At 55.0% G+C, this 24562-nt stretch carries 24 protein-coding genes and 5 pseudogenes; 17 read left to right on the plus strand and 12 right to left on the minus strand.

Features of this window, described 5'->3' with window-relative positions:
• Positions 1 to 30: 30 nt before the first annotated feature.
• From KB892_RS29685 to KB892_RS31305, 6 genes and pseudogenes are all read right to left on the minus strand, one after another.
• Positions 31 to 1635 carry an ABC transporter substrate-binding protein gene (locus KB892_RS29685; RefSeq protein WP_004152278.1) on the minus strand — a complete coding sequence of 535 codons (1605 nt, stop codon included), beginning with the start codon at positions 1633 to 1635 and terminating at the stop codon, positions 31 to 33.
• Positions 1636 to 1647: 12 nt separating this feature from the next.
• The gene (locus KB892_RS29690; RefSeq protein ID WP_004118227.1) at positions 1648 to 2568 is read right to left on the minus strand and encodes an ABC transporter permease; all 921 of its coding nucleotides are present in this window, start codon (positions 2566 to 2568) and stop codon (positions 1648 to 1650) included.
• Positions 2568 to 3416, minus strand: coding sequence for an ABC transporter permease (locus KB892_RS29695; protein WP_004118228.1), 849 nt, complete (start codon positions 3414 to 3416; stop codon positions 2568 to 2570). Before KB892_RS29695 ends, KB892_RS29690 begins: the two co-directional genes overlap by 1 nt.
• A complete protein-coding gene (locus KB892_RS29700) occupies positions 3413 to 4006 on the minus strand; it encodes an ANTAR domain-containing response regulator (protein ID WP_004118229.1) in 594 nt (197 codons plus the stop codon). The genes KB892_RS29695 and KB892_RS29700 overlap by 4 nt, the downstream gene beginning before the upstream one ends.
• A complete protein-coding gene (locus KB892_RS29705; RefSeq protein ID WP_004118840.1) occupies positions 4003 to 5130 on the minus strand; it encodes a transporter substrate-binding protein in 1128 nt (375 codons plus the stop codon). The genes KB892_RS29700 and KB892_RS29705 overlap by 4 nt, the downstream gene beginning before the upstream one ends.
• Before the next feature lie 284 nt (positions 5131 to 5414).
• Positions 5415 to 5516, minus strand: a pseudogene (locus tag KB892_RS31305) (integrase); the annotation flags it as partial.
• 207 nt (positions 5517 to 5723) lie between these two features.
• Between KB892_RS31305 and KB892_RS29715 the strand changes: the two are divergent.
• From KB892_RS29715 to KB892_RS29760, 10 genes and pseudogenes are all read left to right on the plus strand, one after another.
• Positions 5724 to 6209: pseudogene (locus tag KB892_RS29715) on the plus strand (Mu transposase domain-containing protein); the annotation flags it as partial.
• Between the two features lie 475 nt (positions 6210 to 6684).
• Positions 6685 to 7206 carry an RNA polymerase sigma factor FecI gene (fecI, locus tag KB892_RS29720; protein WP_004197062.1) on the plus strand — a complete coding sequence of 174 codons (522 nt, stop codon included), beginning with the start codon at positions 6685 to 6687 and terminating at the stop codon, positions 7204 to 7206.
• Entirely contained in the window at positions 7203 to 8156 is a 954-nt protein-coding gene (fecR, locus tag KB892_RS29725; RefSeq protein WP_004197067.1) for a ferric citrate uptake sigma factor regulator FecR, read from the plus strand. The genes fecI and fecR overlap by 4 nt, the downstream gene beginning before the upstream one ends.
• A gap of 92 nt (positions 8157 to 8248) precedes the next feature.
• A pseudogene (gene fecA / locus KB892_RS29730) lies at positions 8249 to 10562 on the plus strand (TonB-dependent Fe(3+) dicitrate receptor FecA).
• 44 nt (positions 10563 to 10606) lie between these two features.
• Positions 10607 to 11509 (plus strand): Fe(3+) dicitrate ABC transporter substrate-binding protein FecB, encoded by a 903-nt coding sequence (gene fecB, locus KB892_RS29735; RefSeq protein WP_023157913.1) that lies wholly within the window; start codon positions 10607 to 10609, stop codon positions 11507 to 11509.
• Complete coding sequence (gene fecC, locus KB892_RS29740; protein WP_004118243.1) at positions 11506 to 12504, plus strand: iron-dicitrate ABC transporter permease FecC; 999 nt, start codon at positions 11506 to 11508, stop codon at positions 12502 to 12504. The genes fecB and fecC overlap by 4 nt, the downstream gene beginning before the upstream one ends.
• Positions 12501 to 13457, plus strand: a complete 957-nt coding sequence (gene fecD / locus KB892_RS29745; protein WP_047670035.1) for a Fe(3+) dicitrate ABC transporter permease subunit FecD — start codon at positions 12501 to 12503, stop codon at positions 13455 to 13457. The genes fecC and fecD overlap by 4 nt, the downstream gene beginning before the upstream one ends.
• A complete protein-coding gene (gene fecE / locus KB892_RS29750; protein WP_004152282.1) occupies positions 13458 to 14225 on the plus strand; it encodes a Fe(3+) dicitrate ABC transporter ATP-binding protein FecE in 768 nt (255 codons plus the stop codon).
• Positions 14226 to 14323: 98 nt separating this feature from the next.
• Positions 14324 to 14617, plus strand: coding sequence for an IS66 family insertion sequence element accessory protein TnpB (gene tnpB / locus KB892_RS29755; protein WP_004118251.1), 294 nt, complete (start codon positions 14324 to 14326; stop codon positions 14615 to 14617).
• 49 nt (positions 14618 to 14666) lie between these two features.
• Positions 14667 to 14925, plus strand: a pseudogene (locus KB892_RS29760) (IS66 family transposase); the annotation flags it as partial.
• Positions 14926 to 14947: 22 nt separating this feature from the next.
• Here the strand turns inward: KB892_RS29760 and KB892_RS31590 are convergent.
• From KB892_RS31590 to KB892_RS29780, 4 genes are all read right to left on the minus strand, one after another.
• A complete protein-coding gene (locus KB892_RS31590) occupies positions 14948 to 15376 on the minus strand; it encodes an EAL domain-containing protein (protein ID WP_306293308.1) in 429 nt (142 codons plus the stop codon).
• 111 nt (positions 15377 to 15487) lie between these two features.
• Positions 15488 to 16492 carry an IS110-like element IS5075 family transposase gene (locus tag KB892_RS29770; protein ID WP_000427619.1) on the minus strand — a complete coding sequence of 335 codons (1005 nt, stop codon included), beginning with the start codon at positions 16490 to 16492 and terminating at the stop codon, positions 15488 to 15490.
• Between the two features lie 221 nt (positions 16493 to 16713).
• Positions 16714 to 16845 carry a hypothetical protein gene (locus KB892_RS29775; protein WP_000845082.1) on the minus strand — a complete coding sequence of 44 codons (132 nt, stop codon included), beginning with the start codon at positions 16843 to 16845 and terminating at the stop codon, positions 16714 to 16716.
• Between the two features lie 61 nt (positions 16846 to 16906).
• Entirely contained in the window at positions 16907 to 17611 is a 705-nt protein-coding gene (locus KB892_RS29780) for an IS6-like element IS26 family transposase (RefSeq protein WP_001067855.1), read from the minus strand.
• Between the two features lie 64 nt (positions 17612 to 17675).
• Here KB892_RS29780 and KB892_RS29785 point away from each other — a divergent pair.
• The 4 genes and pseudogenes from KB892_RS29785 to KB892_RS29800 form a co-directional block, all read left to right on the plus strand.
• Positions 17676 to 18044: pseudogene (locus KB892_RS29785) on the plus strand (recombinase family protein); the annotation flags it as partial.
• Between the two features lie 186 nt (positions 18045 to 18230).
• Positions 18231 to 18788 (plus strand): OsmC family protein, encoded by a 558-nt coding sequence (locus KB892_RS29790; protein ID WP_032445547.1) that lies wholly within the window; start codon positions 18231 to 18233, stop codon positions 18786 to 18788.
• Between the two features lie 141 nt (positions 18789 to 18929).
• Positions 18930 to 19511, plus strand: a complete 582-nt coding sequence (locus tag KB892_RS29795) for a TetR/AcrR family transcriptional regulator (protein WP_008502230.1) — start codon at positions 18930 to 18932, stop codon at positions 19509 to 19511.
• 4 nt (positions 19512 to 19515) lie between these two features.
• Complete coding sequence (locus KB892_RS29800; RefSeq protein ID WP_000888080.1) at positions 19516 to 19854, plus strand: carboxymuconolactone decarboxylase family protein; 339 nt, start codon at positions 19516 to 19518, stop codon at positions 19852 to 19854.
• 29 nt (positions 19855 to 19883) lie between these two features.
• Here the strand turns inward: KB892_RS29800 and KB892_RS29805 are convergent, their stop codons facing one another.
• Positions 19884 to 20213 (minus strand): thioredoxin family protein, encoded by a 330-nt coding sequence (locus KB892_RS29805; protein WP_008502229.1) that lies wholly within the window; start codon positions 20211 to 20213, stop codon positions 19884 to 19886.
• 212 nt (positions 20214 to 20425) lie between these two features.
• Between KB892_RS29805 and KB892_RS29810 the strand changes: the two genes are divergently transcribed.
• From KB892_RS29810 to KB892_RS29820, 3 genes are all read left to right on the plus strand, one after another.
• Positions 20426 to 21532, plus strand: coding sequence for an alkene reductase (locus KB892_RS29810; protein WP_006687059.1), 1107 nt, complete (start codon positions 20426 to 20428; stop codon positions 21530 to 21532).
• A 65-nt stretch (positions 21533 to 21597) separates the two neighbouring features.
• The gene (locus KB892_RS29815; RefSeq protein ID WP_008502228.1) at positions 21598 to 22299 is read left to right on the plus strand and encodes a DsbA family oxidoreductase; all 702 of its coding nucleotides are present in this window, start codon (positions 21598 to 21600) and stop codon (positions 22297 to 22299) included.
• A 65-nt stretch (positions 22300 to 22364) separates the two neighbouring features.
• Positions 22365 to 23138: an SDR family NAD(P)-dependent oxidoreductase gene (locus KB892_RS29820; RefSeq protein WP_001091224.1), complete on the plus strand. Its 774-nt coding sequence runs from the start codon at positions 22365 to 22367 to the stop codon at positions 23136 to 23138.
• Between the two features lie 185 nt (positions 23139 to 23323).
• On the opposite strand, the gene KB892_RS29825 is transcribed toward KB892_RS29820, so the two are convergent.
• Positions 23324 to 24547: a MalY/PatB family protein gene (locus KB892_RS29825; RefSeq protein WP_000872613.1), complete on the minus strand. Its 1224-nt coding sequence runs from the start codon at positions 24545 to 24547 to the stop codon at positions 23324 to 23326.
• Between the last annotated feature and the right edge of the window lie 15 nt (positions 24548 to 24562).

A 24562-nucleotide genomic window follows, 5' to 3' on the forward strand; every position in this document is an offset into this window, starting at 1 on the left:
AAGCAGCGGCGCCGTCCCGGCGCCATCAAATTATTTCAGTCCGATATAGTCGTAGTTGACTGGTACATGCACTGGATCGACATACAGCGCGTCCTCGCCCCCCATGCGTGCGGAATGTACGGTGTAGCGCTTCTCGTTGAATACCGGCACCCAGGGCGCGTCATCCATTGCAGTGATGAAGATTTTGCGCCAGGCTTCAATGCGCGCGTCCTGCTGGTCGGGTTTCACCATGCTGTCCGCCGCGGCCGCCTGCGCGTCCAGCGCTTTGTTGCAGTAGCGCGCCCAGTTCCAGCCGCCCTCTACCGCCCCGGCGCAGCCGAGGATCGGGCCATAGAAGTTGGAGGGATCCGGGAAATCGGCGATCCACGCCATGCCGCCGGACCAGACCATCGGCGCTTGGCTGGCGGAGCCGCCCGCCGCAATCACATTCGCCTGCGCCAGGGATTTGATGCTGGCGTGGATGCCCACTTTGGCCAGATCCTGCTGGATAGACTGAGCGATACGCGGCTGCGGATCGGTATTCATCACGTACAGTTCGGTAGCAAAACCGTTGGGGAAACCCGCTTCGCTGAGCAGTTGCTTCGCTTTTGCCGGGTCGTAGCTGAAACCCTGATATGCCTTGTCATAACCGGGCATGGCGGGTGGCAGTGGCTGGTTGGCCGGCGCCGCGCGTCCATTAATGATGCGCACGATGCGATCTTTGTTGACCGCCATGTTCACCGCCTGGCGGACTTTGAGATTATCGAAAGGCGGCAGCGTGGTTTTCATCGTCACGTAGCCGGTCTGCAACTGGTCGCCGGTGACCATCAGGCCCTTATAGGCCGGGTTGTTTTTAAACGACAGAAACTGTGCGGGCGGTACGCCGTCGCCGGCAATATCCACTTCGCCTTTTTCCAGCCGCAGCAGAGCGACCGAGGGATCCTGTCCCATTTCGAACTTTATGTGATCCAGCCGCGGCACGCCGGCTTTAAAGTAGTTCGGGTTTTTGCGGAAGATCAGCTCCTGGCCCAGCTTCCACTCCTGGAGCTCAAACGCGCCGCTGCCGACCGGATGCTTGCCGAAGTCGGCACCCCATTTCTCCACCTCCTCACGGGGAACCACCGAGGCAAAGTTCAGCGCCAGCACATGCAGGAAGGTGGCGTTGGGCTCTTTCAGAGTGATTTTTACCGTATGATCGTCGACGACCTCGATACCGCTCAGGGTCGTGCTTTTACCGCTAGCCTCCTCGTCATAGCCCGCGATGGGACTGAAGAACCCGGCGCCCGGACTTTGGGTTTTCGGGTTGACTGTGCGTTCCAGAGAATATTTCACGTCCGCCGCCGTGACCTCGCGGCCGTTGTGGAATTTCACCCCTTTGCGTAGCACAAAGGTGTAGACCTTGCCGTCCTCGGAAATGGCGTAGCTCTCCGCCAGGTCGTTCACCAACTCGGTGGTGCCGGGACGATAGTCCATCAGGCCGTCGAACAGGCTTTTGATCATCGACCAGTTTTGCCAGTCATAGCCAATGGCCGGATCGAGGGTCGCCACGTCGTTCTGGTAGGTCACCACGATATCGCCGCCGGTCTTCTCGTCAGCCTGCGCGCCATAAGAGAAACAGGCCGCGGCCACCGCCATTGTCAATAACGCATTTTTCATCATCTTCCCCTGCTACTTTTTGACATCAATGCGCGGATCGACCCACGGCAGCACCAGATCCGCAATAAGGTTGCCGCCAACAATGGCAACCGCTGACACGGTGGTTACCCCGACAATCACCGGGATATCCACCTGTTGAATCGCCTGCCAGGCCAGCTGACCGATACCCGGCCAGCCAAAGACCGATTCGACTACCACCAGTCCGCCCATAAAAATGCCGATATCAATGCCTATCATCGGAATTAGCGGCAGCACGGCATTCGGCAGCACGTGACGCAGCAGTACGCGGGTTCGGCCCAGCCCTTTGGCCCGCGCGGTACGGATAAAATCCTGATGCAGCACCTCAATCATCGACGAGCGCAACATGCGTGAATACCAGCCGCTGCCGAGCAGGCCGAGGGTTAGCGCCGGTAGCGCCAGATGGCTGAAGCCGCCATAGCCTCCCATCGGGAACCAGTTGAGTACCACGGCGAAAAGATAGAGAAAAAGCATCGCGGCGATGAACTGCGGCGCCGAAACACCGATAAAGGAGAGCGCCATCAGAAGCCGGTCCGCCAGCCCGCCGCGTTTTAACGCCGCCAGGGTGCCGAGTGCGATCCCCAGTACCAACTCGCAGAGAATACCCGCCGCCATCAGCTGCAGTGACGGCCCGATACGGGCGGAAACCAGTTCACTCACTTCGCTGCGCTGAATAAACGAGCGTCCCAGATCGCCGTGCAGCAGCCCCTGCAGATAACGCCAATATTGCTGATAAAACGGAAGATCCAACCCCAACTGATGGCGGATGTTTTCGACTACTTCCGGCGTGGCACTGCGCCCGGCGATTTGGCGCGCTGGATCGGCGGGCAACATAAACAGCAGCAAATAGCAGATCAACGTAACGCCAAGCAGGATCAGCCCGGCATGCAACAGACGTTTTCCCAGAAATAGCATTAGTTTCGTCCTTTTAAGCCGGGATCGAGGGCGTCGCGCAGGGCGTCACCAGCGATATTGAAAGAGAGCGACAGCAGCACAATCGCCGCGCCGGGAAAGAACACCAGCCAGGGAGCCGAAGTAAAATAGCTCTGGCTTTCAAAGATGATGTTGCCCCAACTCGGCGTTGGCGGCTGTACCCCCACCCCGAGGAACGATAGAGTAGCTTCCAGCAGGACTGTGGTGGAGATGCCTAGTGTGGCCCAGACCAGCACCGTTGGCGCCAGATGTGGAATTAAATGCACGCCGAGAATACGCAACGTTCCGGCCCCCAGGGTGCGTTCCACGGCGATAAAGTCGCGGGCGCTAAGCGCGCTAGTTTCGGCGTAGATAACCCTGGCGATCTGCACCCAGTTCACCATGGCGATCACCAGGGACACGATCCAGACACTTGGCTGGAAAATCGCCGCCAGGGCAATCGCCAGCAGCAGTGCGGGAAACGCCATCATCAGATCGGTAAAGCGCATCAGCAGCCCTCCGATACGCCCCTGCAGATAACCTGCGCTAAGCCCTACCAGGACGCCGATCAGTACTGCAGTGCCGTTGGCGACAACACCGATGAGTAACGAAGTACGAGCTCCGTAAATTAAACGCGAGAAGAGATCGCGTCCCAGCAGATCGGTTCCCAGCCAGTAAGTGCTGTTGGGAGAAAGCGGTGCGCCTTCCAGGCTCAGTCCCTCGACAAACTGTTCATCGGGATCGAAGGGGGTGAGCCAGGGGGCAAACAGCGCGCTCATCACCACCAGGAGAATAAACAGCAGCGAGAGCAGCAGGGCTGGCCGGCGCAGAAAATATCCGACTCTATTCATTGTGCTCCCCGCTTGCCGGACGACATTCGTAGCAGCCACTTCTGCGCCACCTGTGCCACCGACTGGTTCGTACACATTGATTCCGAGCGCAGGCGAACCCATGCCTGTTGTTCATCAATACTTTCCGCTTGCATCTGGGCCGCCAGAGCTTGGGTAATCTGCGGCATTGCTGCCAGACGCTGGCGCAGTAGCATCTGTTGCTGTTGAATGTCATGCAACTGCTGACGCAGCCCCACTGCCATCATCAGGGTGGTATAGATGGCTCGCTGTGTAATAGGCTTGGTAAGGAGCGCTGTTGCCCCTAACTCCAGCGCGCGCTGTACCTGGTAAAGTCCCTCATGTGAGGTCAGCGCGATCACCGGTATTCCCGCCAGATTGATCTGGCTCAGGGTTAGCGGGCTGGCGAATGCCTCCAGTTCCACCAGTACTGCACAGGGGGTGAGAGGAGGTAAAGCCTCATCTCCGGTCAGGTGATGCCAGCGGATACCCATCCGCGTCAGGTTTTTTTCCAGCGCTTCGCGACTCCTTGCTTCACAGTCTACCAGCAGGAGCGGCTGAGCATCTAAATCCGGGGACAGCAGCGTTTTCATTTAACAATCCTCAGAGCAGGTCTGGCTGCAACCGTTCGGCTTTCACGTAGCTCGGTCGCGGAGAGATAGGGATCGGGCATAACCGGCAGCGGTTCGCGATGCAGTATCTGAAAGCAAGTTTGTTGCAACTCAGCGATGTAGCAGGGCAAACAGGCGTGGTTGTTTCGAGCCATTACTGAGCGAGCGCCCGGAGAATCAACGTCGTGCTGACGATGCAGTGCCGCCAGCACCGCACCCGGCTCGCTGTTTCCGGCCTCGCGCAGGCTATTGGCAAACAACCTTACTGCCCGCCAGCCGCCGATATAGTAGTGGGAGATGCGCTGTGCGCCATGTTGCAGGTGCTGCCGCGCGCAAAAATCGAGATCGACGCTCTCAAAAAACGGTCCGCAGGAAAGCAAACGTACCGCCCTTAGTGGCGCGACTTCGGCGACTTCGGCTTCGGTAAAATTACAGCTGAGCACCGCTAACGTCCGCCGATCGCGAAGACAGGCCTCGTCCAGTGCGCGCAGAAACGCATAAGAGGTTTCGCCTACCAGGTTATTGAGTACAAAATCTACCTCTGTGCTGAGAATCGCCTCAATCAACTCGGTCACGTTGCTGTTTCTCAGGTGCAGATATTTTTCGCCCACCACCGTACCGCCGGAACCTTCCACTACCTCACGGGCGATACGATTGCTTTCCCAGCCCCAGACGTAGTTAGAGCCGATCAGCCAGGAGCGATTTCCGAACATATCCAGCGCCAGCCGCAGGAGTGGCAGCAGAGTCTGGTTCGGACAACCGCCCAGATATACGACCTGCTCGCAGCTCTCGAACCCCTCGTAAGGACAGCCATACCACAGCAGCAGGTTATGCTGCTCCAGGTCCGGGATAATCTCCTTCCGACTGGCAGAGGTAATGGTTCCGAAGATATGGCGGATGCCGTGAGCGATAAAGGTGCTCACCGCTTCACTGTAGGCTGCGAGTTCACCCGCAGGGTTGATATGTCGGGCCCGCAGCTGAAAAGGATAAGCAGGATCGGCATTGATTTCCTCTAAGGCATGGCGCGCACCAAGCAGTGTGCTGTTCGCCAGGTGGCTGTAGGTACCTTCTGTGGAAAGCAAAATTCCAATATCAATAGTTTGCACGTATGTTTGCTCTCTGCATTAATAAAAAAGCCTGATTGTCCTTATTAGGACAATCAGGCTTCATTACCTGTCGATATTTAATGGATTCAAGGCTTAAGGGTTGCCCCTGCTTGCATATACCCGACATGAAAAATTCATGCCATTTTTAAAGCACAGTTAAATCAATGGATTATTTATTTTTGGAGACACTTTTGCACCAATGGGATGCGGCTTGCTCAGTTATGGTGCAATTTTCTGATGCAGTCTGGTCTCTTCAACATGAGGTGGAGTAATGCACACCTGTTTTAGTTCCACGCACTTTTTGAGAGTTCCGGTTTTTCAGCCATCAGCAGGTGATCCTCCGGCGTCAGGTTATTCAGGGATTCATGGGGACGCTCTGGATGGAAGATCCTCGTGACGAAGCCGAATTTGCCCCCGGCCACGTGCTTTTTTTCGAGCGTAATGTTGTCCATGCATTACCAACCCTTCTTGAAGAACCCGTAATATTTCTGTCATTGGCCAGCCCTCGTCGTGCTCCTGAAGATATTACCTTTGTTGACCCGAAAGATGGCACTGCCAGAACCTTTATGGCCAGAAATAATGAGTCAGCATAAAGGGCCAGAACCAAAGGTAAGGTGGAGCGGATGGTGAAATACCTCAAGGAGAACTTCTTCGTCCGGTACCGCCGGTTCGACAGCTTCGCCCAGGTTAATCAGCTACTGGAGCAGTGGATGGCTGACGTTGCCGACAGGCGGGAACTTCGCCAGTTCAGGCAGACACCGGAACAGCGCTTCACGCAGGAACAGGAGCATCTGCAGCCGTTGCCGGATACGGACTTCGATACCAGCTACTTCGATATCCGTCATGTCTCCTGGGATGGCTATATCGAGGTTGGCGGAAACCGTTACAGCGTGCCGGAAAGCCTGTGTGGCCAGCCGGTATCAATACGGATTTCGCTGGATGATGAACTGCGGATCTACAGTAATGAGCAGCAGATGGCATCGCACCGTCTCTGTTCGGCTGCATCCGGCTGGCAGACCGTGCCGGAGCATCACGCCCCGCTCTGGCAGCAGGTCAGTCAGGTGGAACCCGAAATCTGATTTATTCAACAAAGCCGCACCAAATCATCACTCGAAGATATTCAGGCATGGTACATCCGCGGCAAGCCCCTAATTTGTACTGAGGGGCAAAGTGAAAAAAGTTACTTTTTGTTGAAACGACAGTTAGCAATAACCCCCGCTTGCGGGGGCCATACCCACCAGGAGCAAACGCAGAAAGCCCGAGATACTTCTGCTGTACCGGGGGCTGGCGACATTTCAGGCAACACTCATAGTTGACATCCTCCCCGCCCTAAAGGGCGGGGAGGATGTCAATAATAGCAGACCACATCATGATGTCATTCTGACCGACAGATGCCAGAAGCAGAGGATCCATCCCATTTTATACCTACCTTATAACACTTAGAAAAACAACATGTTAAAAATGTTTATTGGAAACAATTTTATTTCCAATTGTAATGATAACCATTCTCATATTAATATGGCTACGTGATAATTAACTTTTGATGCACTCCGCATGTCTGACCGTGCCACTACCACAGCTTCCTTAACGTTCGAGTCGCTTTATGGCACCCATCACGGCTGGTTGAAAAGTTGGCTGACGCGCAAACTCCAGTCTGCCTTTGATGCAGATGACATTGCCCAGGACACTTTTTTGCGGGTAATGAGCAGCGAAACGCTCTCGACGATCCGCGATCCTCGCTCTTTCCTGTGCACTATCGCCAAACGCGTGATGGTGGACCTGTTTCGCCGAAACGCGCTGGAAAAAGCGTATCTGGAGATGCTGGCGCTTATGCCGGAGGGGGGAGCGCCTTCACCTGAGGAACGCGAAAGCCAGCTCGAGACCCTACAACTCGTCGACAGCATGCTGGACGGGCTAAACGGAAAAACACGTGAAGCGTTTCTGCTTTCGCAACTGGATGGCCTGACATACAGCGAGATTGCGCACAAACTCGGTGTTTCCGTCAGCTCCGTGAAAAAATACGTGGCGAAAGCCGTCGAGCACTGCCTGCTGTTTCGTCTGGAGCATGGGTTATGAATCCTTCGTTAACCGATTCCCGCCGTCAGGCGCTGCGTTCAGCTTCCCACTGGTATGCCGTGCTAAGCGGCGAGCGCGTCAGCCCACAACAGGAAGCGCGCTGGCAACAGTGGTATGAACAGGATCAGGATAACCAGTGGGCCTGGCAGCAGGTTGAAAACCTGCGCAACCAGCTTGGCGGTGTGCCTGGCGACGTTGCCAGCCGGGCGCTGCACGATACCCGCCTCACCCGCCGTCACGTGATGAAAGGATTACTGCTGTTGCTCGGCGCTGGCGGAGGCTGGCAACTCTGGCAGTCGGAAACCGGCGAAGGTCTGCGGGCAGATTACCGCACCCCCAAAGGCGCAGTCAGCCGTCAGCAACTGGAAGATGGCTCCCTGCTCACGCTGAATACCCAAAGCGCGGCGGATGTGCGTTTTGATGCGCATCAGCGCACCGTCCGGCTCTGGTACGGTGAAATCGCCATTACTACCGCGAAAGATGCGCAGCAACGCTCCTTCCGCGTCCTGACCCGTCAGGGCCAACTCACCGCTTTAGGGACAGAATTTACCGTCCGCCAGCAGGATAATTTCACGCAGCTTGACGTGCAGCAGCACGCCGTGGAAGTGCTTCTCGCCAGTGCCCCCGCGCAAAAACGCATCGTGAACGCTGGTGAAAGCCTGCAGTTCAGCGCCTCTGAGTTTGGCGCAGTGAAACCGCTGGATGACGAGAGTACAAGCTGGACGAAGGGCATCCTGAGCTTCAGCGATAAACCGCTGGGTGAGGTGATAGCCACGCTAAGCCGTTACCGCAACGGCGTGCTGCGCTGCGATCCCGCCGTTGCCGGGCTGCGCCTGAGCGGGACGTTCCCGCTGAAAAATACCGATGCGATCCTGAACGTTATCGCTCAAACGCTTCCCGTTAAAATTCAGTCTATTACGCGGTACTGGATAAACATTTCACCGCTGTAAGAAAAATAATTCTCATTTCGATTGTCCTTTTTACCTTCTCGTTCGACTCATAGCTGAACACAACAAAAATGATGAATGATGATGGAGAAGGTATGACGCCGTTACGCGTTTTTCGTAAAACAACACCTTTGGTTAACGCCATTCGCCTGAGCCTGCTGCCGCTGGCCGGTCTCTCGTTTTCCGCTTTTGCTGCACAGGTTGATATCGCACCGGGATCGCTCGACAAAGCGCTCAATCAGTATGCCGCACACAGCGGAATTACCCTCTCGGTTGACGCCAGCCTGACGCGCGGCAAGCAGAGCAACGGCCTGCACGGAGATTACGACGTCGAGAGCGGCCTGCAACAGCTGCTGGACGGCAGCGGACTGCAGGTAAAACCGCTGGGAAATAACAGCTGGACGCTGGAGCCCGCGCCCGCGCCAAAAGAAGATGCCCTGACCGTGGTCGGCGACTGGCTGGGCGATGCGCGTGAAAACGACGTATTTGAACATGCTGGCGCGCGTGACGTGATCCGCCGTGAGGATTTCGCCAAAACCGGCGCAACCACCATGCGTGAGGTGCTTAACCGCATCCCTGGCGTCAGCGCGCCGGAAAACAACGGCACCGGCAGCCACGACCTGGCGATGAACTTTGGCATCCGGGGCCTGAACCCACGCCTCGCCAGCCGCTCGACCGTCCTGATGGACGGCATCCCCGTCCCCTTTGCCCCTTACGGTCAGCCGCAGCTTTCACTGGCTCCCGTTTCGCTCGGCAACATGGATGCCATTGACGTGGTGCGCGGTGGTGGTGCGGTGCGTTACGGACCGCAGAGCGTGGGCGGCGTGGTGAACTTTGTTACCCGCGCCATTCCGCAGGACTTTGGTATCGAGGCGGGGGTGGAAGGTCAGCTCAGCCCAACCTCTTCACAAAACAACCCGAAAGAGACGCACAACCTGATGGTGGGCGGCACAGCGGACAACGGTTTTGGCACCGCGCTGCTCTACTCCGGCACGCGCGGCAGTGACTGGCGCGAGCACAGCGCCACCCGCATCGACGACCTGATGCTGAAAAGCAAATATGCGCCGAATGAGGTGCACACCTTCAACAGCCTGCTGCAATATTACGATGGTGAAGCCGACATGCCCGGCGGCCTGTCCCGCGCGGATTACGACGCCGATCGCTGGCAATCCACCCGCCCGTATGACCGCTTCTGGGGCCGTCGCAAGCTGGCGAGCCTGGGCTACCAGTTCCAGCCGGACAGCCAGCATAAATTCAACATTCTGGGGTTCTACACCCAAACCCTGCGCAGCGGCTACCTGGAGCAAGGCAAACGCATCACCCTCTCGCCGCGTAACTACTGGGTGCGCGGTATTGAGCCACGCTACAGCCAGAGCTTTATGATCGGCCCTTACGCGCACGAAGTGGGCGTGGGCTATCGCTATGTGAATGAATCAACGCATGAAATGCGTTACTACACCGCCACCAGCAGCGGGCAGTTGCCGTCCGGCTCAAGCCCTTACGACCGCGACACGCGTTCCGGCACCGAGGCGCACGCCTGGTATCTGGATGACAAAATCGACATCGGCAACTGGACCATCACGCCGGGTATGCGTTTCGAACATATCGAGTCATACCAGAACAACGCCATCAAAGGCACGCACGAAGAGGTGAGCTATAACGCACCGCTTCCGGCGTTGAACGTGCTCTATCACCTGACTGATAGCTGGAATCTTTATGCAAACACTGAAGGCTCGTTCGGCACCGTACAGTACAGCCAGATTGGCAAGGCTGTGCAAAGCGGCAATGTGGAACCGGAAAAAGCGCGAACCTGGGAACTCGGTACCCGCTACGACGACGGCGCGCTGACGGCGGAAATGGGGCTGTTCCTAATTAACTTTAACAATCAGTACGACTCCAACCAGACCAACGACACCGTCACTGCACGTGGCAAAACGCGCCATACCGGGCTGGAAACGCAGGCACGTTACGACCTGGGTACGCTAACGCCAACGCTTGATAACGTTTCCGTCTACGCCAGCTATGCGTATGTGAACGCGGAAATCCGCGAGAAAGGTGACACAGGTGACATTCTCCCCGAAACATAAAGGCACGCTGGGCGTGGACTACAAGCCGGGCAACTGGACGTTCAATCTGAACAGCGATTTCCAGTCCAGCCAGTTTGCGGATAACGCCAATACGGTGAAAGAGAGCGCCGACGGCAGTACCGGCCGCATTCCCGGCTTCATGCTCTGGGGCGCACGCGTGGCGTATGACTTTGGCCCGCAGATGGCAGATCTGAACCTGGCGTTCGGTGTGAAAAACATCTTCGACCAGGACTACTTCATCCGCTCTTATGACGACAACAACAAAGGCATCTACGCAGGCCAGCCGCGCACGCTGTATATGCAGGGGTCGTTGAAGTTCTGATGTGTTAACGCCCGGCTTGCCGGGCTTTTAGCTGGAATGTGACTATGTTGGCATTTATCCGTTTTCTTTTTGCAGGCCTGCTGCTGGTGATCGGCCACGCCTTTGCCGCCACGGTTCAGGACGAACACGGCACGTTTACACTCGATAAAACGCCACAACGGATTGTGGTGCTGGAACTCTCGTTCGCCGATGCGCTGGCCGCCGTGGACGTCAGCCCGATCGGTATTGCCGACGATAACGATGCAAAACGCATCCTGCCCGAAGTGCGTGCGCACCTGAAACCGTGGCAGTCCGTCGGAACGCGCGCGCAGCCGAGCCTGGAAGCCATTGCTGCCCTGAAACCAGACCTGATCATTGCCGACAGCAGTCGCCATGCGGGGATTTACACCGCCTTGCAGCAAATCGCGCCGGTACTGCTGCTTAAGTCCCGCAACGAAACCTACGCTGAAAATTTGCACTCAGCGGCTATCATCGGCGAAGTGGTAGGTAAAAAACGAGAGATGCAGGCGCGTCTGGAACAACATAAAGAGAAGATGGCGCAGTGGGCCAGCCAGCTTCCCACAGGGACACGCGTGGCCTTTGGCACATCACGCGAACAGCTATTCAACCTGCATACCCAGGAGACCTGGACCGGCAGCGTGCTGGCTTCTCTGGGGCTGAACGTTCCCGCTGCGATGGCGGGCGCGTCCATGCCGTCCATCGGCCTGGAGCAACTGCTGGCGGTCAATCCTGCCTGGCTGCTGGTTGCCCACTATCGCGAAGAGAGCATTGTTAAACGCTGGCAACAAGATCCGCTCTGGCAGATATTAACCGCCGCGCAGAAGCAGCAGGTTGCTTCAGTCGACAGTAACGCCTGGGCGCGGATGCGCGGTATTTTTGCCGCAGAGCGTATTGCCGCTGACACGGTAAAAATCTTCCACCATCAGCCGCTTACCGATATGAAATGACCGCGCTAAAACACCCGGTGCTGCTGTGGGGGCTTCCCGTTGCAGTACTTATTATTATTTTCTGGCTGAGTCTGTTTTGCTACTCGGCCATTCCTGTTTCCGGAGCAGACGCAATCCGCGCCCTGCTGCCTGGACACACGCCAACGCTACCAGAAGCGCTGGTGCAAAACCTTCGTTTGCCGCGAAGCCTGGTCGCCGTTCTGATCGGCGCAAGCCTGGCGCTCGCGGGCACGCTGCTGCAAACCCTGACCCACAACCCAATGGCCTCTCCTTCACTGCTCGGCATTAACAGCGGCGCGGCGCTGGCTATGGCGCTTACCAGCGCGCTGAGTCCGACGCCGGTTGCAGGCTATTCCCTGTCGTTCATCGCGGCATGCGGGGGCGGCGTGAGCTGGCTGCTGGTCATGACCGCAGGAGGCGGGTTTCGTCATACCCAGGACAGAAACAAACTGATCCTCGCGGGTATCGCGCTGTCGGCCTTTTGTATGGCCCTGACCCGCATCACCCTACTGCTGGCCGAAGATCATGCTTACGGCATCTTTTACTGGCTGGCAGGCGGAGTGTCCCACGCCCACTGGCAGGATGTCTGGCAGCTCTTGCCGGTGGTGGTCACTGCAGTCCCTGTCGTGTTGCTGCTGGCGAATCAACTGAACCTGCTCAACGTCAGCGACAGTACCGCCCATACGCTGGGAGTGAACCTGCCGAGACTACGTTTGATCATCAATATGTTAGTGCTGCTTCTGGTTGGCGCGTGCGTCAGTGTGGCAGGTCCGGTGGCGTTTATCGGCCTGCTGGTGCCACATCTGGCGCGCTTCTGGGCAGGCTTCGATCAGCGCAACGTACTGCCGGTGAGCATGCTGCTGGGGGCCACGCTGATGCTGATGGCAGATGTACTCGCACGCGCGCTGGCCTTCCCCGGCGATCTGCCCGCAGGCGCAGTGCTGGCGCTGATTGGCAGTCCTTGCTTTGTCTGGCTGGTGAGGAGGCGAGGATGAAAATTGCGCTGGTCATTTTCATCACCCTTGCCCTGGCAGGCTGTGCGCTGTTATCACTCCATATGGGGGTGATCCCCGTGCCGTGGCGCGCGCTGCTGACCGACTGGCAGGACGGACGCGAGCATTATTATGTATTGATGGAGTACCGACTGCCGCGCTTGCTGCTGGCACTGTTTGTCGGTGCAGCCCTCGCCGTGGCGGGCGTGCTGGTACAGGGGATTGTGCGTAACCCGCTAGCATCACCGGATATTCTCGGCATTAACCATGCCGCCAGCCTTGCCTCTGTGGGAGCACTGCTTCTTATGCCATCACTATCCGTGATGGTGCTGCCGCTGCTGGCCTTTGCGGGCGGTATGACGGGGTTGATCTTGCTGAAGATGCTGGCAAAGACCCACCAGCCGATGAAGCTGGCGCTCACCGGCGTGGCGCTTTCCGCCTGCTGGGCGAGCCTGACGGATTACCTGATGCTCCTGCACCCGCAGGATGTAAACAGTGCCCTGCTGTGGCTGACGGGTAGCTTATGGGGGCGCGACTGGCACTTTGTGAAGATTGCCGTGCCGTTGCTCATTCTGTTTTTGCCGCTGAGCCTGCGCTTTTGTCGCGATCTCGACCTGCTGGCGCTGGGCGATGCACGAGCAGCCACGCTCGGCGTGTCGGTTCAGCGCACCCGGTTCCAGGGGCTGATGCTGGCTGTCGCGATGACAGCAACCGGCGTGGCCGTCTGTGGCCCGATAAGTTTTATTGGTCTCGTCGTGCCGCACATGGTGCGCAGGATCGCCGGCGGGCGTCACCGCTGGCTGATGCCCGTTTCGGCCCTGACGGGCGCGTTGTTGCTGGTCATTGCCGATCTGCTGGCACGAATCATTCATCCGCCGCTGGAGCTTCCGGCAGGCGTGCTGACCGCCATTATCGGCGCACCGTGGTTTGTCTGGCTGCTTGTGAGAATGCGATAAATGAGATTACGTACTGAAAATCTGACCGTCAGCTATGGCGCACAAACCGTGCTGGATGGACTTTCTCTCGCCCTGCCTGCCGGAAAAATCACGGCCCTGCTCGGCCCTAACGGTTGCGGGAAATCGACGCTGTTGAACTGTTTTTCTCGCCTGTTAACACCAGACTCTGGCGAGATATTGCTTGATGAAAAACCCATAGCCGGTTTTTCCGCCCGCCAGCTGGCTCGCCGCCTGGCTTTACTGCCGCAACACCATTTATCCCCCGAGGGGATCACTGTACGGGAACTGGTTTCCTACGGCCGCAGCCCGTGGCTGTCGTTGTGGGGGCGACTCTCCGCGGAAGACAACGAGCGGGTCAACGTGGCAATGAGTCAGACCCGGACGCGCAATCTGGCTGACCGCAGGTTAACCCAGCTTTCCGGCGGCCAGCGCCAGCGTGCGTTTCTGGCGATGGTGCTGGCACAGGATACCCCACTCATTCTTCTTGATGAGCCTACGACCTACCTCGATATCAATCATCAGGTTGAACTGATGCGCCTGATGGTTGAACTCAAAAGGCAGGGGAAAACCGTAGTGACGGTACTCCACGATCTGAATCAGGCCAGCCGCTATTGCGATCATCTGGTGGTACTGGCAAGCGGTCGCGTGATGGCGCAAGGTGCTCCGGAAGCAGTGATGAAACCAGAGCTTCTAAAGACGGTGTTCAGCGTAGAAGCGGAAATCCATCCCGAACCGGTATCTGGCAGACCCATGTGTGTGGTGAAGTAGTCTGGCGAAGTCATAAGGATCATCACAGGACAGATAAAGGAAGTGATAACCACCTGCCAACAGGCACCAAAATCTGGCTGGTTGCCGGTATCACCGACATGCGCAACGGCTTCAATGGTCTCGCCGCAAAGGTGCAGACGATGCTGAAAGATGACCCGATGTCCGGCCATGTCTTCATCTTCCGGGGCCGCAGCGGCAGTAAGGTCAAACTGCTGTGGTCCACCGGCGACGGACTGTGCCTGCTGACCAAACGGCTGGAACGCGGCCGCTTCGCCTGGCCCTCTGCCCGCGATGGCAAAGTGTTCCTGACCCCGGCGCAGCTGGCAATGCTTCTGGAAGGCATCGACTGGCGGCAGCCTAAAAGACTGCTTACGTCCCTGACCATGTTGTAGGCCTCTTTATCCTGGTTGTCGTTGAATAAGCCTGGTAAAATGCGGGCTTATGAACAACACCTCCCCCTGACGACATCCTTCTGCTGAAACAGCGCCTGTCCGAACAGGAAGCGCTGAACCGCGCCCTGCTGGAAAAGCAGGCCGACCGGGAGCGCGAAATAGACCATCTGCAGGCGCAGCTGGATAAGCTTCGCCGGATGAACTTCGGCAGTCGTTCTGAATAAATCTCCCGCCGCATCGCGCAGATAGAAGCCGACCTGAACCGGCTTCAGACAGAAAGCGATACGCTGACGGGTCGGGTTGCCGATACGGGCCGGGCCCCGTATCGTTTTAACCCTGAATATTCATCGCAGATATTGTTTCGGGTTTTCCGGTATACCAGCCCTGAACTAGGTAACCGGGGCCAAGAGAACAGGCGAATTCAAACTGTCCTGGCGTTTCCACCCCTTCAAACACCAGTGGTTTGCCAGTACCACGTAACCCTTTCACCATAGAAACAAGTAGCGCTCGCTTCACCGGGTCATCAATATTGGCAATAAAAATACGGTCTATTTTTATCTCATCGAAATCCAGTACCGTCAGCCATTCAATATGGGGGCCGCTTGGAAAACGGAATCTATGGTCACTCCCGTTTTTGCAACACCGATTTTGACGACAAGTTGGCTTGCTTGAATCTATCCGGCGTCTGAATGGGATTTTATTCCCGCGCCTCGATGAGTTCCGCGCCTGATGAACCTCCAGAAAATATACGGCTTCAATGAGCCTTTCCGTTTTACAGGTTCCTCAACAGGCCGGTGGGCCGTTAGTATCATCAATATCAGTATTCGCAAAACCAGATGAATGATTGTTTAAACTGGTGTATTTCTGCCTTTATGCTTCGTAAGTTTGCTGTCGCGCCGTCAGTGCCCAGGCTATTCTGGCCAGCTTGTTTGCCAGAGCACAGGTGACGACAAAGTTGCTTTTCCGACACAACAACTCCCTGACCCAGTCGGCCAACTTGCCAGACTGGTGTTCCAGTTTTTGTATGAATACCCTGGCACACTGAACCAACAAAGTTCGGATCTTTTTGTTGCCCCGCTTGCTAATCCCTAACAATGTCGTCCGACCTCCCGTGCTGTACTGTCGGGGTACCAGCCCTGTTGCCGCCGCAAAGTCACGGCTGCTGGCGTACTGCTTCCCGTCGCCAATCTCAGTTGAAATAGTACTGGCAGTCAGCGTTCCAACGCAGGGAATACTCAGCAAGCGCTGTCCAACCTCATCTTCGTCCAACTTTCGTTTCAACTGAGATTCCAGATCTTTAATCTGCTCAACAAGATAGTGATAATGCTGTTGTAATTTCAGCAGTAACTGGCTGAGATAAAGAGGCAAACTACTGTCCTCAAGAAGGGTACTCAGTCGACTAATAACGGCAGCACCTCGCGGAACGCTGATACCAAATTCCAGCAGAAAAGCATGCATCTGATTAGTTGTTTTCACCTTATCCTGAACCAGGGATTCACGGACACGATGCAGAGCTCGCATTGCCTGCTGAGATTCGGTTCTGGGCTGCACGAAACGCATAGATGGACGTGATGCTGCTTCACAGATAGCTTCAGCATCAACGAAGTCATTTTTGTTGCTTTTAACGAATGGGCGGACAAATTGCGGTGATATCAGCTTTGGAAAATGCCCTAACTCTTCCAGCTTGCGTGCCATAAAGTGAGAACCGCCACAGGCTTCCATCGCGATGGTTGTTGCCGGGCATGTCGCCAGAAATTCGATTAGCTTTGGTCGGGTGAATTTTTTACGGTAAACGGCCTTCCCACGATGATCCTGACAATGAATATGGAAAGAGTTCTTACCCAGATCGATACCAATAAGCGCAATGTTTTCCATGATGGTTCTCCGAATGAAAGCCTGTCCTCAGCATAGTACTGGGAAGGAGGGAGTGACCATCTCATTAAATAAAGCACGCTAAGCCGGTTGCAGCGGTCGTAGCGGCCTGAACTTGCCCGCGCCGATCTTGGCGCTGCTGCGCCAGAGGTAATCGCCGGTGAGGTTGATGGGCACTGTTGCAAAGTTAGCGATGAGGCAGCCTTTTGTCTTATTCAAAGGCCTTACATTTCAAAAACTCTGCTTACCAGGCGCATTTCGCCCAGGGGATCACCATAATAAAATGCTGAGGCCTGGCCTTTGCGTAGTGCACGCATCACCTCAATACCTTTGATGGTGGCGTAAGCCGTCTTCATGGATTTAAAGGCACTGTTGCAAAGTTAGCGATGAGGCAGCCTTTTGTCTTATTCAAAGGCCTTACATTTCAAAAACTCTGCTTACCAGGCGCATTTCGCCCAGGGGATCACCATAATAAAATGCTGAGGCCTGGCCTTTGCGTAGTGCACGCATCACCTCAATACCTTTGATGGTAGCGTAAGCCGTCTTCATGGATTTAAATCCCAGCGTGGCGCCGATTATCCGTTTCAGTTTGCCATGATCGCATTCAATCACGTTGTTCCGGTACTTAATCTGTCGGTGTTCAACGTCAGACGGGCACCGGCCTTCGCGTTTGAGCAGAGCAAGCGCGCGACCATAGGCGGGCGCTTTATCCGTGTTGATGAATCGCGGGATCTGCCACTTCTTCACGTTGTTGAGGATTTTACCCAGAAACCGGTATGCAGCTTTGCTGTTACGACGGGAGGAGAGATAAAAATCGACAGTGCGGCCCCGGCTGTCGACGGCCCGGTACAGATACGCCCAGCGGCCATTGACCTTCACGTAGGTTTCATCCATGTGCCACGGGCAAAGATCGGAAGGGTTACGCCAGTACCAGCGCAGCCGTTTTTCCATTTCAGGCGCATAACGCTGAACCCAGCGGTAAATCGTGGAGTGATCGACATTCACTCCGCGTTCAGCCAGCATCTCCTGCAGCTCACGGTAACTGATGCCGTATTTGCAGTACCAGCGTACGGCCCACAGAATGATGTCACGCTGAAAATGCCGGCCTTTGAATGGGTTCATGTGCAGCTCCATCAGCAAAAGGGGATGATAAGTTTATCACCACCGACTATTTGCAACAGTGCCCCGTCTGGGTCGTAATGCGATGGATATCCGAAAAACAGTAGAGCAACTGGCGGCTTTAGATATTCGCGTTCATTGTCTCGCACTCGGAGGCGTTGACTTGACCAGTCCGGCCGGAAAAATGACTATGCAGGTAATTTCTGCTGTAGCGGAGTTTGAGCGGGATTTGCTGCTTGAGCGAACGTATTCAGGTATTGCGAGGGCAAAAGCGGCTGGAAAACGCTTCGGTCGCCCCCCCATCCTGAGCGAGGAACAAAAGCAAACAGTGACAGAGCGCCTAAATGCTGGCATCAGTATCAGTGCTATTGCCCGGGAATTTAATACCACCCGCCAGACTATCCTTCGGGTAAAGGCTGGATTGCTGCAAGAGTGAGCGGCTGGGAAGATTATAAAAAAAATCAAATGGTTATTATGAAATAAAACAGCCTGCTGGGTTCTTTTCCCCCCTATTTTTTATAAAAGAGTAGACAAAAGAGGTTCGCGATACTAATCTACCAACTAGATGGTTGGTACTGATTACACCAGCTATACCTTTTATCAAGAAATTACAGGAGCCATTATGTCTACTACCGTTAAACCTTCTGCAGACGCAGCTGCGATCCACAATACCCGTGAAGCAGTTCGCAGCCAGCCTGGCCTGGGTAACCTGACTTTCCAGATGAAAGCCCGTTCCAGCGGCGGATTAACCATTCGCACAGAGACCGGCGCCACAATCCAGAACGGCGTTATCGATACCAGCCGTGTGGGGAAATTTTCTAATATCGGTGATGAACCCGCAGGTTTACTCGGCACCGATACCGGCATGAGCCCGACTGAATACATCATGCAGGCGCTGGCTGGCTGTTATACCGCCACCCTTACCATGATGGCTGCTGAAAAAGGGATCGACCTGGACGGTATCGAGCTGGATCTTAATTTCGATATCAACCTCAACGGCTTCCTTGGGCTGGACAGCAACGTGCGTAAAGGTGCGAAATCTATTCGCGTCGATGTTCACCTTACGAGCAAGACCGCCAGTCGCGAGGAGTTAGAAGCGCTGGTCAGCGAAATGCAAAAGAATTCGCCAATCCACGATACTCTGGCTAATCCGGTTGAAATGATTACACGCCTGGCGTGATGTCAGAGATGTAATGCTGCCATTCAGAATGCAGGATGGCAGTGACGTTCAGCTCTGCACGATACTGAGTCAGTGATACAACTTGCTACGGAAAAATAGCAACAATATAATCTATCAACTAGTAGATTATATGGAGTAATTATGACAACCATGACACGGGAACGGCTGCTCAGCGAAGCAGAACACCTGATGCGCGAAAAAGGGTATTCAGCATTCAGCTATGCTGATTTATCAAAAATAGTGGGTATCACCAAGGCCAGTATTCATCACCATTTCCCGACCAAAGATATTCTGGGTGAGCAGGTGGTAATACAGGCGTTCTCTGATACGCAACGCGTATTTGAGCAGATAGAGGCTACTGAGAAAAGCGCGGAGAAAAGAATTGCGGCCTACATCGATATCTTCGCGCAAAGCCATAAAGCTTCACTACTGCCACTGTGTTGTGCGTTGTCAGCAGAGACCGCCAATCTGCCTCAGGCAATTACTGTACAGACATCACTTTATTTCGATATGCAAATCGAGTGGCTCACAAAAGTCGTCAGGGCGGGCATGGAGTCAGGTGAGTTTTCATCCCATGCCGAACCATCAGATATTGCTTTGATGATCATTAATGTCTGTGAAGGCTCAAGCGTAGTGGCGCATGCAACGGCCAGACCCGAAGTCTTCGCCAACAGCCTTAAGTATATAAAACTGCTTCTTAATACCCCTCATTCAGGAGAATGACACTATGCTGGACTGGAACAACTATCGCTCAGAGTTAATGCAACGTTTAGGCGAGTTGGGCAAACTGACCCCCGAGACCATGAAAGGCGTGGTTGCCCTGGGCAACGCAGGTAACAAAACTGACCTTTTGGGCGCAAAAGTGCGTGAACTCATTGCCCTGGCGTGCGCAGTCACAACCCGCTGCGACGGCTGTATTGCTTTTCACGCCGACGCCGCTGTGAAAGCCGGTGCAACCGACGCTGAAATTGCTGAAGCGCTGGGCGTGGCGATTAACCTCAACGCTGGCGCGGCGGTCATTTATTCAGCCCGCACTCTGGATGCCGTCGGTCAGGCACGCGGTTAAGCATTAATAAATTCCACGTTAAAAGGGCATTACTGCCCTTTTTTTATGTCCGCAATCGCCTGAGCATATACCGATGCAGGTTTCACACCCGGTATGCGTTTAACTAATTGCCCTTCATGAAATATCAGCACAGACGGCAGCCCCCAGATCTCGTATTTGGTTGTCAGCACCGGCGCCTGATCTACATTGACTTTCCCCACCTGAATGTCTCCATCGAGCCGGTCTGCAAACTGACTGAACATTTCTTCGCTGGCCTGACAGGGCGGACACCAGGGTGCAGAGAAACGTACCACCGATATTCCTTTGTACTGCTCTATCTGGCGGAAATTATCTTCGTTATAAGCTGTTAATGTACGCATGGTGATGACCTCGCAAAATGAGTGACAATTCAGAAATGGCTGCGTTATGACAAAAAAATACGGCACACCTGTTGACCTACCTACTAGATGGTTGGTATATTGCCATCCATCAGATGTTTATGCAACTCCAGTGCGCGACGTCCGGTCGATGATACTTCCGGGTTGTGCAAATCCCTGCCGGGATACTCCTTTTTGTTTCTGTGAGGTATACGATGAGTAAGCTTTTCACCCCCTACAATCTGTCTGGCCTGGCGTTAAAAAACCGTGTAGTCATGGCACCGATGACCCGCACCCGCACCATGAATGACGTGCCGGATGAGGTCGTGGCTTTGTACTATGCACAGCGTGCTTCTGCTGGCCTGCTCATCACCGAAGGGATGCCGGTTTCAGAAGAAGGCCGGGGTTACCTCTATACCCCTGGTATCTACAACGACGAACACGTCCAGGGCTGGCGTAAGGTGACACAAGCGGTTCACGCCAAAGGTGGCCGTATTTTCGCGCAGCTCTGGCACGTCGGCCGTATGTCTCACGTCTCTCTTCAGCCAGGCCACATAGCGCCGGTTTCAGCGGGCACCGTTCAGGCGGTCAATACCACCGTTTTTGCGCTGACTGAATCCGGAGAACCGGGCCCGGTTGTACCAAGCCAGCCACGCGCGCTGGAAACGCATGAAGTGAAACGCATCACTGCAGACTTCGTGCACTCCGCACGCCTGGCGATGGAAGCCGGCTTTGACGGTGTGGAAATCATGGCTGCAAACGGATTCATCTTTGACCAGTTCCTCAGTAGCGAACTGAACACCCGCACCGACGAATACGGCGGCTCGGTGGAAAATCGTCAGCGTTTCCTGCTGGAGACCATTGACGCCGTGGCGGAAGCCGTGGGTAACAGCCACGTTGCCGTGCGCCTGTCACCGTTCGGCCGCATTTATGACCTCGCGCCGTATGAAGGTGAAGAGCAAACCTGGTCAGCCATCACCGACGCGCTCGGTCAGCGGGAGCTGGCTTACGTACACCTTTACTATCAGCCGGTGTACACCAAAGCGCCACTTCCGGAAGGATTCCGCCGCCGTTTTCGCAACACGTTTAAAGGCACCATCATCGCTGCCGGCGGTTTCACCCGTGATATCGCAGAGCAGGCTCTGGAAGATGATGAGCTGGATCTGGTGGCATTTGGTGTGCCCTACATCGCTAACCCGGATCTGGTTGAAAGAATGCAAAACGGCTGGCCACTGGCAGAAAGTGACCGCGCCACCTACTACGGCGTCAGTGGTTCCCCGGAAAAAGGCTATACCGATTACCCGGTCTGGCAGGCGCAATAAATCCCATACGGTCGCGGTTCTCTGATAAGTGAGACCCGACCGCCCAAGGTCTTTGAGGAATCATTATGCAAACGCTGAAACCCACCCTCACCATCGATATCTGGTCAGATTTGGTCTGCCCGTGGTGCTGGATTGCTAAGAAAAGATTTGAACAGGGTCTGAATCGCTTTGAATTTCGCGATCAGGTGGTGATCCGTCATCACAGCTACCGTCTGGCCGGTGGTACTCCCGCTATGCCTTTTAAGGATGCCATCGTTAAAAAACTGGGCAGTCAGCATTCAGCGGAGCTGATGATGAATCAGGTGGGCACCGCCGGTAAATCTGAAGGTCTGATCTACAACTTTGACGGCATGATGTTTGGTGATACAGAAGATGCACACACCCTGCTGGTTGCCGCGCGTAAGGCCGGAATTGCGGACGCGGTGGAAGAACGTTTTTATCACGGCAGTATCACCGAAGGTCGCTCTCTCTTTGACCGTCAGCAGCTCGTTGCAATGGCCGTAGAAGCCGGTATGGAGAAAGCTGACGCCGAAGCCGCTCTGGAAAATGACGATTTTCGCGCCACCGTTTCCGACGATGAAGCCCACGCACAGTCTATTGGCCTCAGCGGCGTTCCGGTTTTTGTGATGAACGAGAAATACGCCATCAGCGGGGCTCAGGGGGCAGACAACTTTTTGAATGCCCTGCGTCAGGTCTGGGATGAACAGCAAACCGAATTTTCAGCCACAGCGGGTCAGACCTGCGGAACGGATGGCTGCAGCATTTAATCCGTCAACCGCCGGCAGTTTCACGCTGCCGGCAACGTCTTACCCACCAGTAATGGAGTCTGAAAATGAATACATTTTTCAAAGGTAAAAAACTGCTTGTCGTCGGCGGCACCAGCGGCATGGGTCTCGCCGTGGCACGCATGGTACTGGAAGCGGGCGGCAGTGTGGTGCTGACCGGGAATAAAAAAGACAAAGCCGAAGCGGTACAAAAAGAGCTGAGCCCGCTGGGACCGGTGGCGGTCATCGCGGCCAACCTGATGACTGAAGAAGGTATGGAAACTATCCGTCATGAAATCAATGCCAGCCATCGCGATATCAGCCTGATGGTAAATGCCGCCGGGATCTTTATGCCGAAAGGGTTTACCGAGCACAGCTTTGCCGATTATGACATGTACTTTTCGCTGAACCGCGCCACGTTCTTTATTACGCAGGATGTCGTGAAGAACATGCTCGCCGCGAAGCTCGAAGGGTCTATCGTCAACGTCGGTTCGATTGGTGCCCAGGCAGCACTGGGTGACTCGCCGTCCTCGGCCTATTCAATGGCAAAAGCGGGTCTGCATGCCCTGACGCGTAATCTGGCGATTGAACTGGCCAGCGCGGGTATTCGTGTCAACGCTGTGTCTCCCGGGATTGTTCATACACCAATATACGAAGGCTTCATGGACAAAGCGGATATCGCTGATGCTATGAAGTCGTTGAACGATTTCCACCCGTTAGGCCGCGTCGGAACCGCAGAGGATGTGGCAAACACCATTCTATTCCTGTTGTCTGACAAAACATCATGGGTGACGGGCGCTATCTGGGATGTCGATGCCGGCATTATGGCGGTCAGACGATAACCCCGGTACGTTGACAAGAGCCGCCCCTTTACGGGCGGCATTTTTTTGTCGCCAGAAATGTCATCAGCAGGCTTCACTCAGGATATTCACAACCTGTTCATCCGTGCCTTTTTTGTTCCCGGCACAGGGTGTTATGCCGGGTTCTGACGACATCCTGACAGGACAAACTGCCAAAGAGAAAGGGGTTATACCCTGTTAGGGGCCGGTGTCCGCAGTACCTGTGAAATTCTTTTCATCCCTGCTGTCAGCATAGTCCGTGGGCACGCCAGATTTAACCGGATATGTCCTTCCCCATTGTCGACAAACAGCAAGCCCCCTTCAAGAAGCACCCCTGACTCCCGGGCAAAATACAGCGATAAATCCTCACCCACAGTGTCGGGCAGGTAGTGGCTAATATCTATCCAGGCCAGATATGTCCCTTCGGGGATCGAGAACCTGGTTTCGGGTAAATAGCTTTTGAGGTAGTCGTGCAGGTACTGGAAATTGCCGTCAATATATTCCCTCAGATGGACAAGCCAGTCATCGCATTCACTCCACGCCGCTTTGTTTGCTGCCAGGCTCAGCGGAGAGATGAACTCGTCGTGTCTGAGACGCCACTCGCTTCTGACACCGGGATCCGGAATAATGATATTTGCCAACAAATTCCCGGCCAGATTGAATGTTTTACTCGAGGACATGCAGGTAATAATGCGTGTAGAATCAGGGAAAAGAGAGGCGGCCGGTGTATGACCGATACCACTTCGGGACAGGTCACAGTGAATTTCGTCAGATATCACCCAGATATCATTGGCCAGGCAAATTTCAATAATCCGCTTAAGTTCATCAGGCCGCCAGACTCGTCCGGTCGGGTTATGCGGATTACACAGGAAAAGAATTTTCACACGTAAGTCGGCCTGACTGGCTTTGCGTGTAAAGTCTTCCCAGTCAGGTTCCCAGCCACCTGCTGATTTTTTTAACGCCGAGTACACCACGCGACGCTGACTGTATTCACCCGCCTTTTTAAACGGGCCATATGAAGGCGTCATAATAAGAATACTGTCATCCTTGTCGGTCAGAAGCGGGACGAGACGGTTCAGCGCGGGAATAATGCCCGGAGACAGCACAATGTCTTCCGTTTTGAAACGGTGACCATATTGTCGCTCACACCAGTTGCCAAAGATTTCATAGTATTCTTCGTCGTAGATTTTAGTGTAGCCGAGTATTTTTCTATCCAGACGGTCTCTGATGGCCTGAAGAATCGGCTCTGGTGTGGCAAAAGCCATGTCAGCAACCCAGAGGTTGATTAGCCCTTCTGCCGGATACCGCATTGCAAATTCGGACTGCCCCGCAAACAGGTATTCCCGCCAGCCGTCCACGGTAAGACTGTCTGTTTTCTCTCTGCTTACGTACTCATCAAAATCATATTTCATTTCATGAACCTGCCT

The sequence above is a fragment of the Klebsiella sp. P1927 genome, from assembly GCF_018204675.1.
Classification (GTDB): Bacteria; Pseudomonadota; Gammaproteobacteria; order Enterobacterales; family Enterobacteriaceae; genus Klebsiella; species Klebsiella pneumoniae.

Coding starts and splice junctions, on each gene's coding strand:
- KB892_RS29685 (WP_004152278.1), bottom strand. CDS start 1,635: ATGAAAAATGCGTTATTGACAATGGCGGTGGCCGCGGCCTGTTTCTCT.
- KB892_RS29690 (WP_004118227.1), bottom strand. CDS start 2,568: ATGCTATTTCTGGGAAAACGTCTGTTGCATGCCGGGCTGATCCTGCTT.
- KB892_RS29695 (WP_004118228.1), bottom strand. CDS start 3,416: ATGAATAGAGTCGGATATTTTCTGCGCCGGCCAGCCCTGCTGCTCTCG.
- KB892_RS29700 (WP_004118229.1), bottom strand. CDS start 4,006: ATGAAAACGCTGCTGTCCCCGGATTTAGATGCTCAGCCGCTCCTGCTG.
- fecI (WP_004197062.1), top strand. CDS start 6,685: ATGTCTGACCGTGCCACTACCACAGCTTCCTTAACGTTCGAGTCGCTT.
- fecR (WP_004197067.1), top strand. CDS start 7,203: ATGAATCCTTCGTTAACCGATTCCCGCCGTCAGGCGCTGCGTTCAGCT.
- fecB (WP_023157913.1), top strand. CDS start 10,607: ATGTTGGCATTTATCCGTTTTCTTTTTGCAGGCCTGCTGCTGGTGATC.
- fecC (WP_004118243.1), top strand. CDS start 11,506: ATGACCGCGCTAAAACACCCGGTGCTGCTGTGGGGGCTTCCCGTTGCA.
- fecD (WP_047670035.1), top strand. CDS start 12,501: ATGAAAATTGCGCTGGTCATTTTCATCACCCTTGCCCTGGCAGGCTGT.
- fecE (WP_004152282.1), top strand. CDS start 13,458: ATGAGATTACGTACTGAAAATCTGACCGTCAGCTATGGCGCACAAACC.
- tnpB (WP_004118251.1), top strand. CDS start 14,324: ATGCGCAACGGCTTCAATGGTCTCGCCGCAAAGGTGCAGACGATGCTG.
- KB892_RS29770 (WP_000427619.1), bottom strand. CDS start 16,492: ATGGAAAACATTGCGCTTATTGGTATCGATCTGGGTAAGAACTCTTTC.
- KB892_RS29775 (WP_000845082.1), bottom strand. CDS start 16,845: ATGAAGACGGCTTACGCCACCATCAAAGGTATTGAGGTGATGCGTGCA.
- KB892_RS29780 (WP_001067855.1), bottom strand. CDS start 17,611: ATGAACCCATTCAAAGGCCGGCATTTTCAGCGTGACATCATTCTGTGG.
- KB892_RS29790 (WP_032445547.1), top strand. CDS start 18,231: ATGTCTACTACCGTTAAACCTTCTGCAGACGCAGCTGCGATCCACAAT.
- KB892_RS29795 (WP_008502230.1), top strand. CDS start 18,930: ATGACAACCATGACACGGGAACGGCTGCTCAGCGAAGCAGAACACCTG.
- KB892_RS29800 (WP_000888080.1), top strand. CDS start 19,516: ATGCTGGACTGGAACAACTATCGCTCAGAGTTAATGCAACGTTTAGGC.
- KB892_RS29805 (WP_008502229.1), bottom strand. CDS start 20,213: ATGCGTACATTAACAGCTTATAACGAAGATAATTTCCGCCAGATAGAG.
- KB892_RS29810 (WP_006687059.1), top strand. CDS start 20,426: ATGAGTAAGCTTTTCACCCCCTACAATCTGTCTGGCCTGGCGTTAAAA.
- KB892_RS29815 (WP_008502228.1), top strand. CDS start 21,598: ATGCAAACGCTGAAACCCACCCTCACCATCGATATCTGGTCAGATTTG.
- KB892_RS29820 (WP_001091224.1), top strand. CDS start 22,365: ATGAATACATTTTTCAAAGGTAAAAAACTGCTTGTCGTCGGCGGCACC.
- KB892_RS29825 (WP_000872613.1), bottom strand. CDS start 24,547: ATGAAATATGATTTTGATGAGTACGTAAGCAGAGAGAAAACAGACAGT.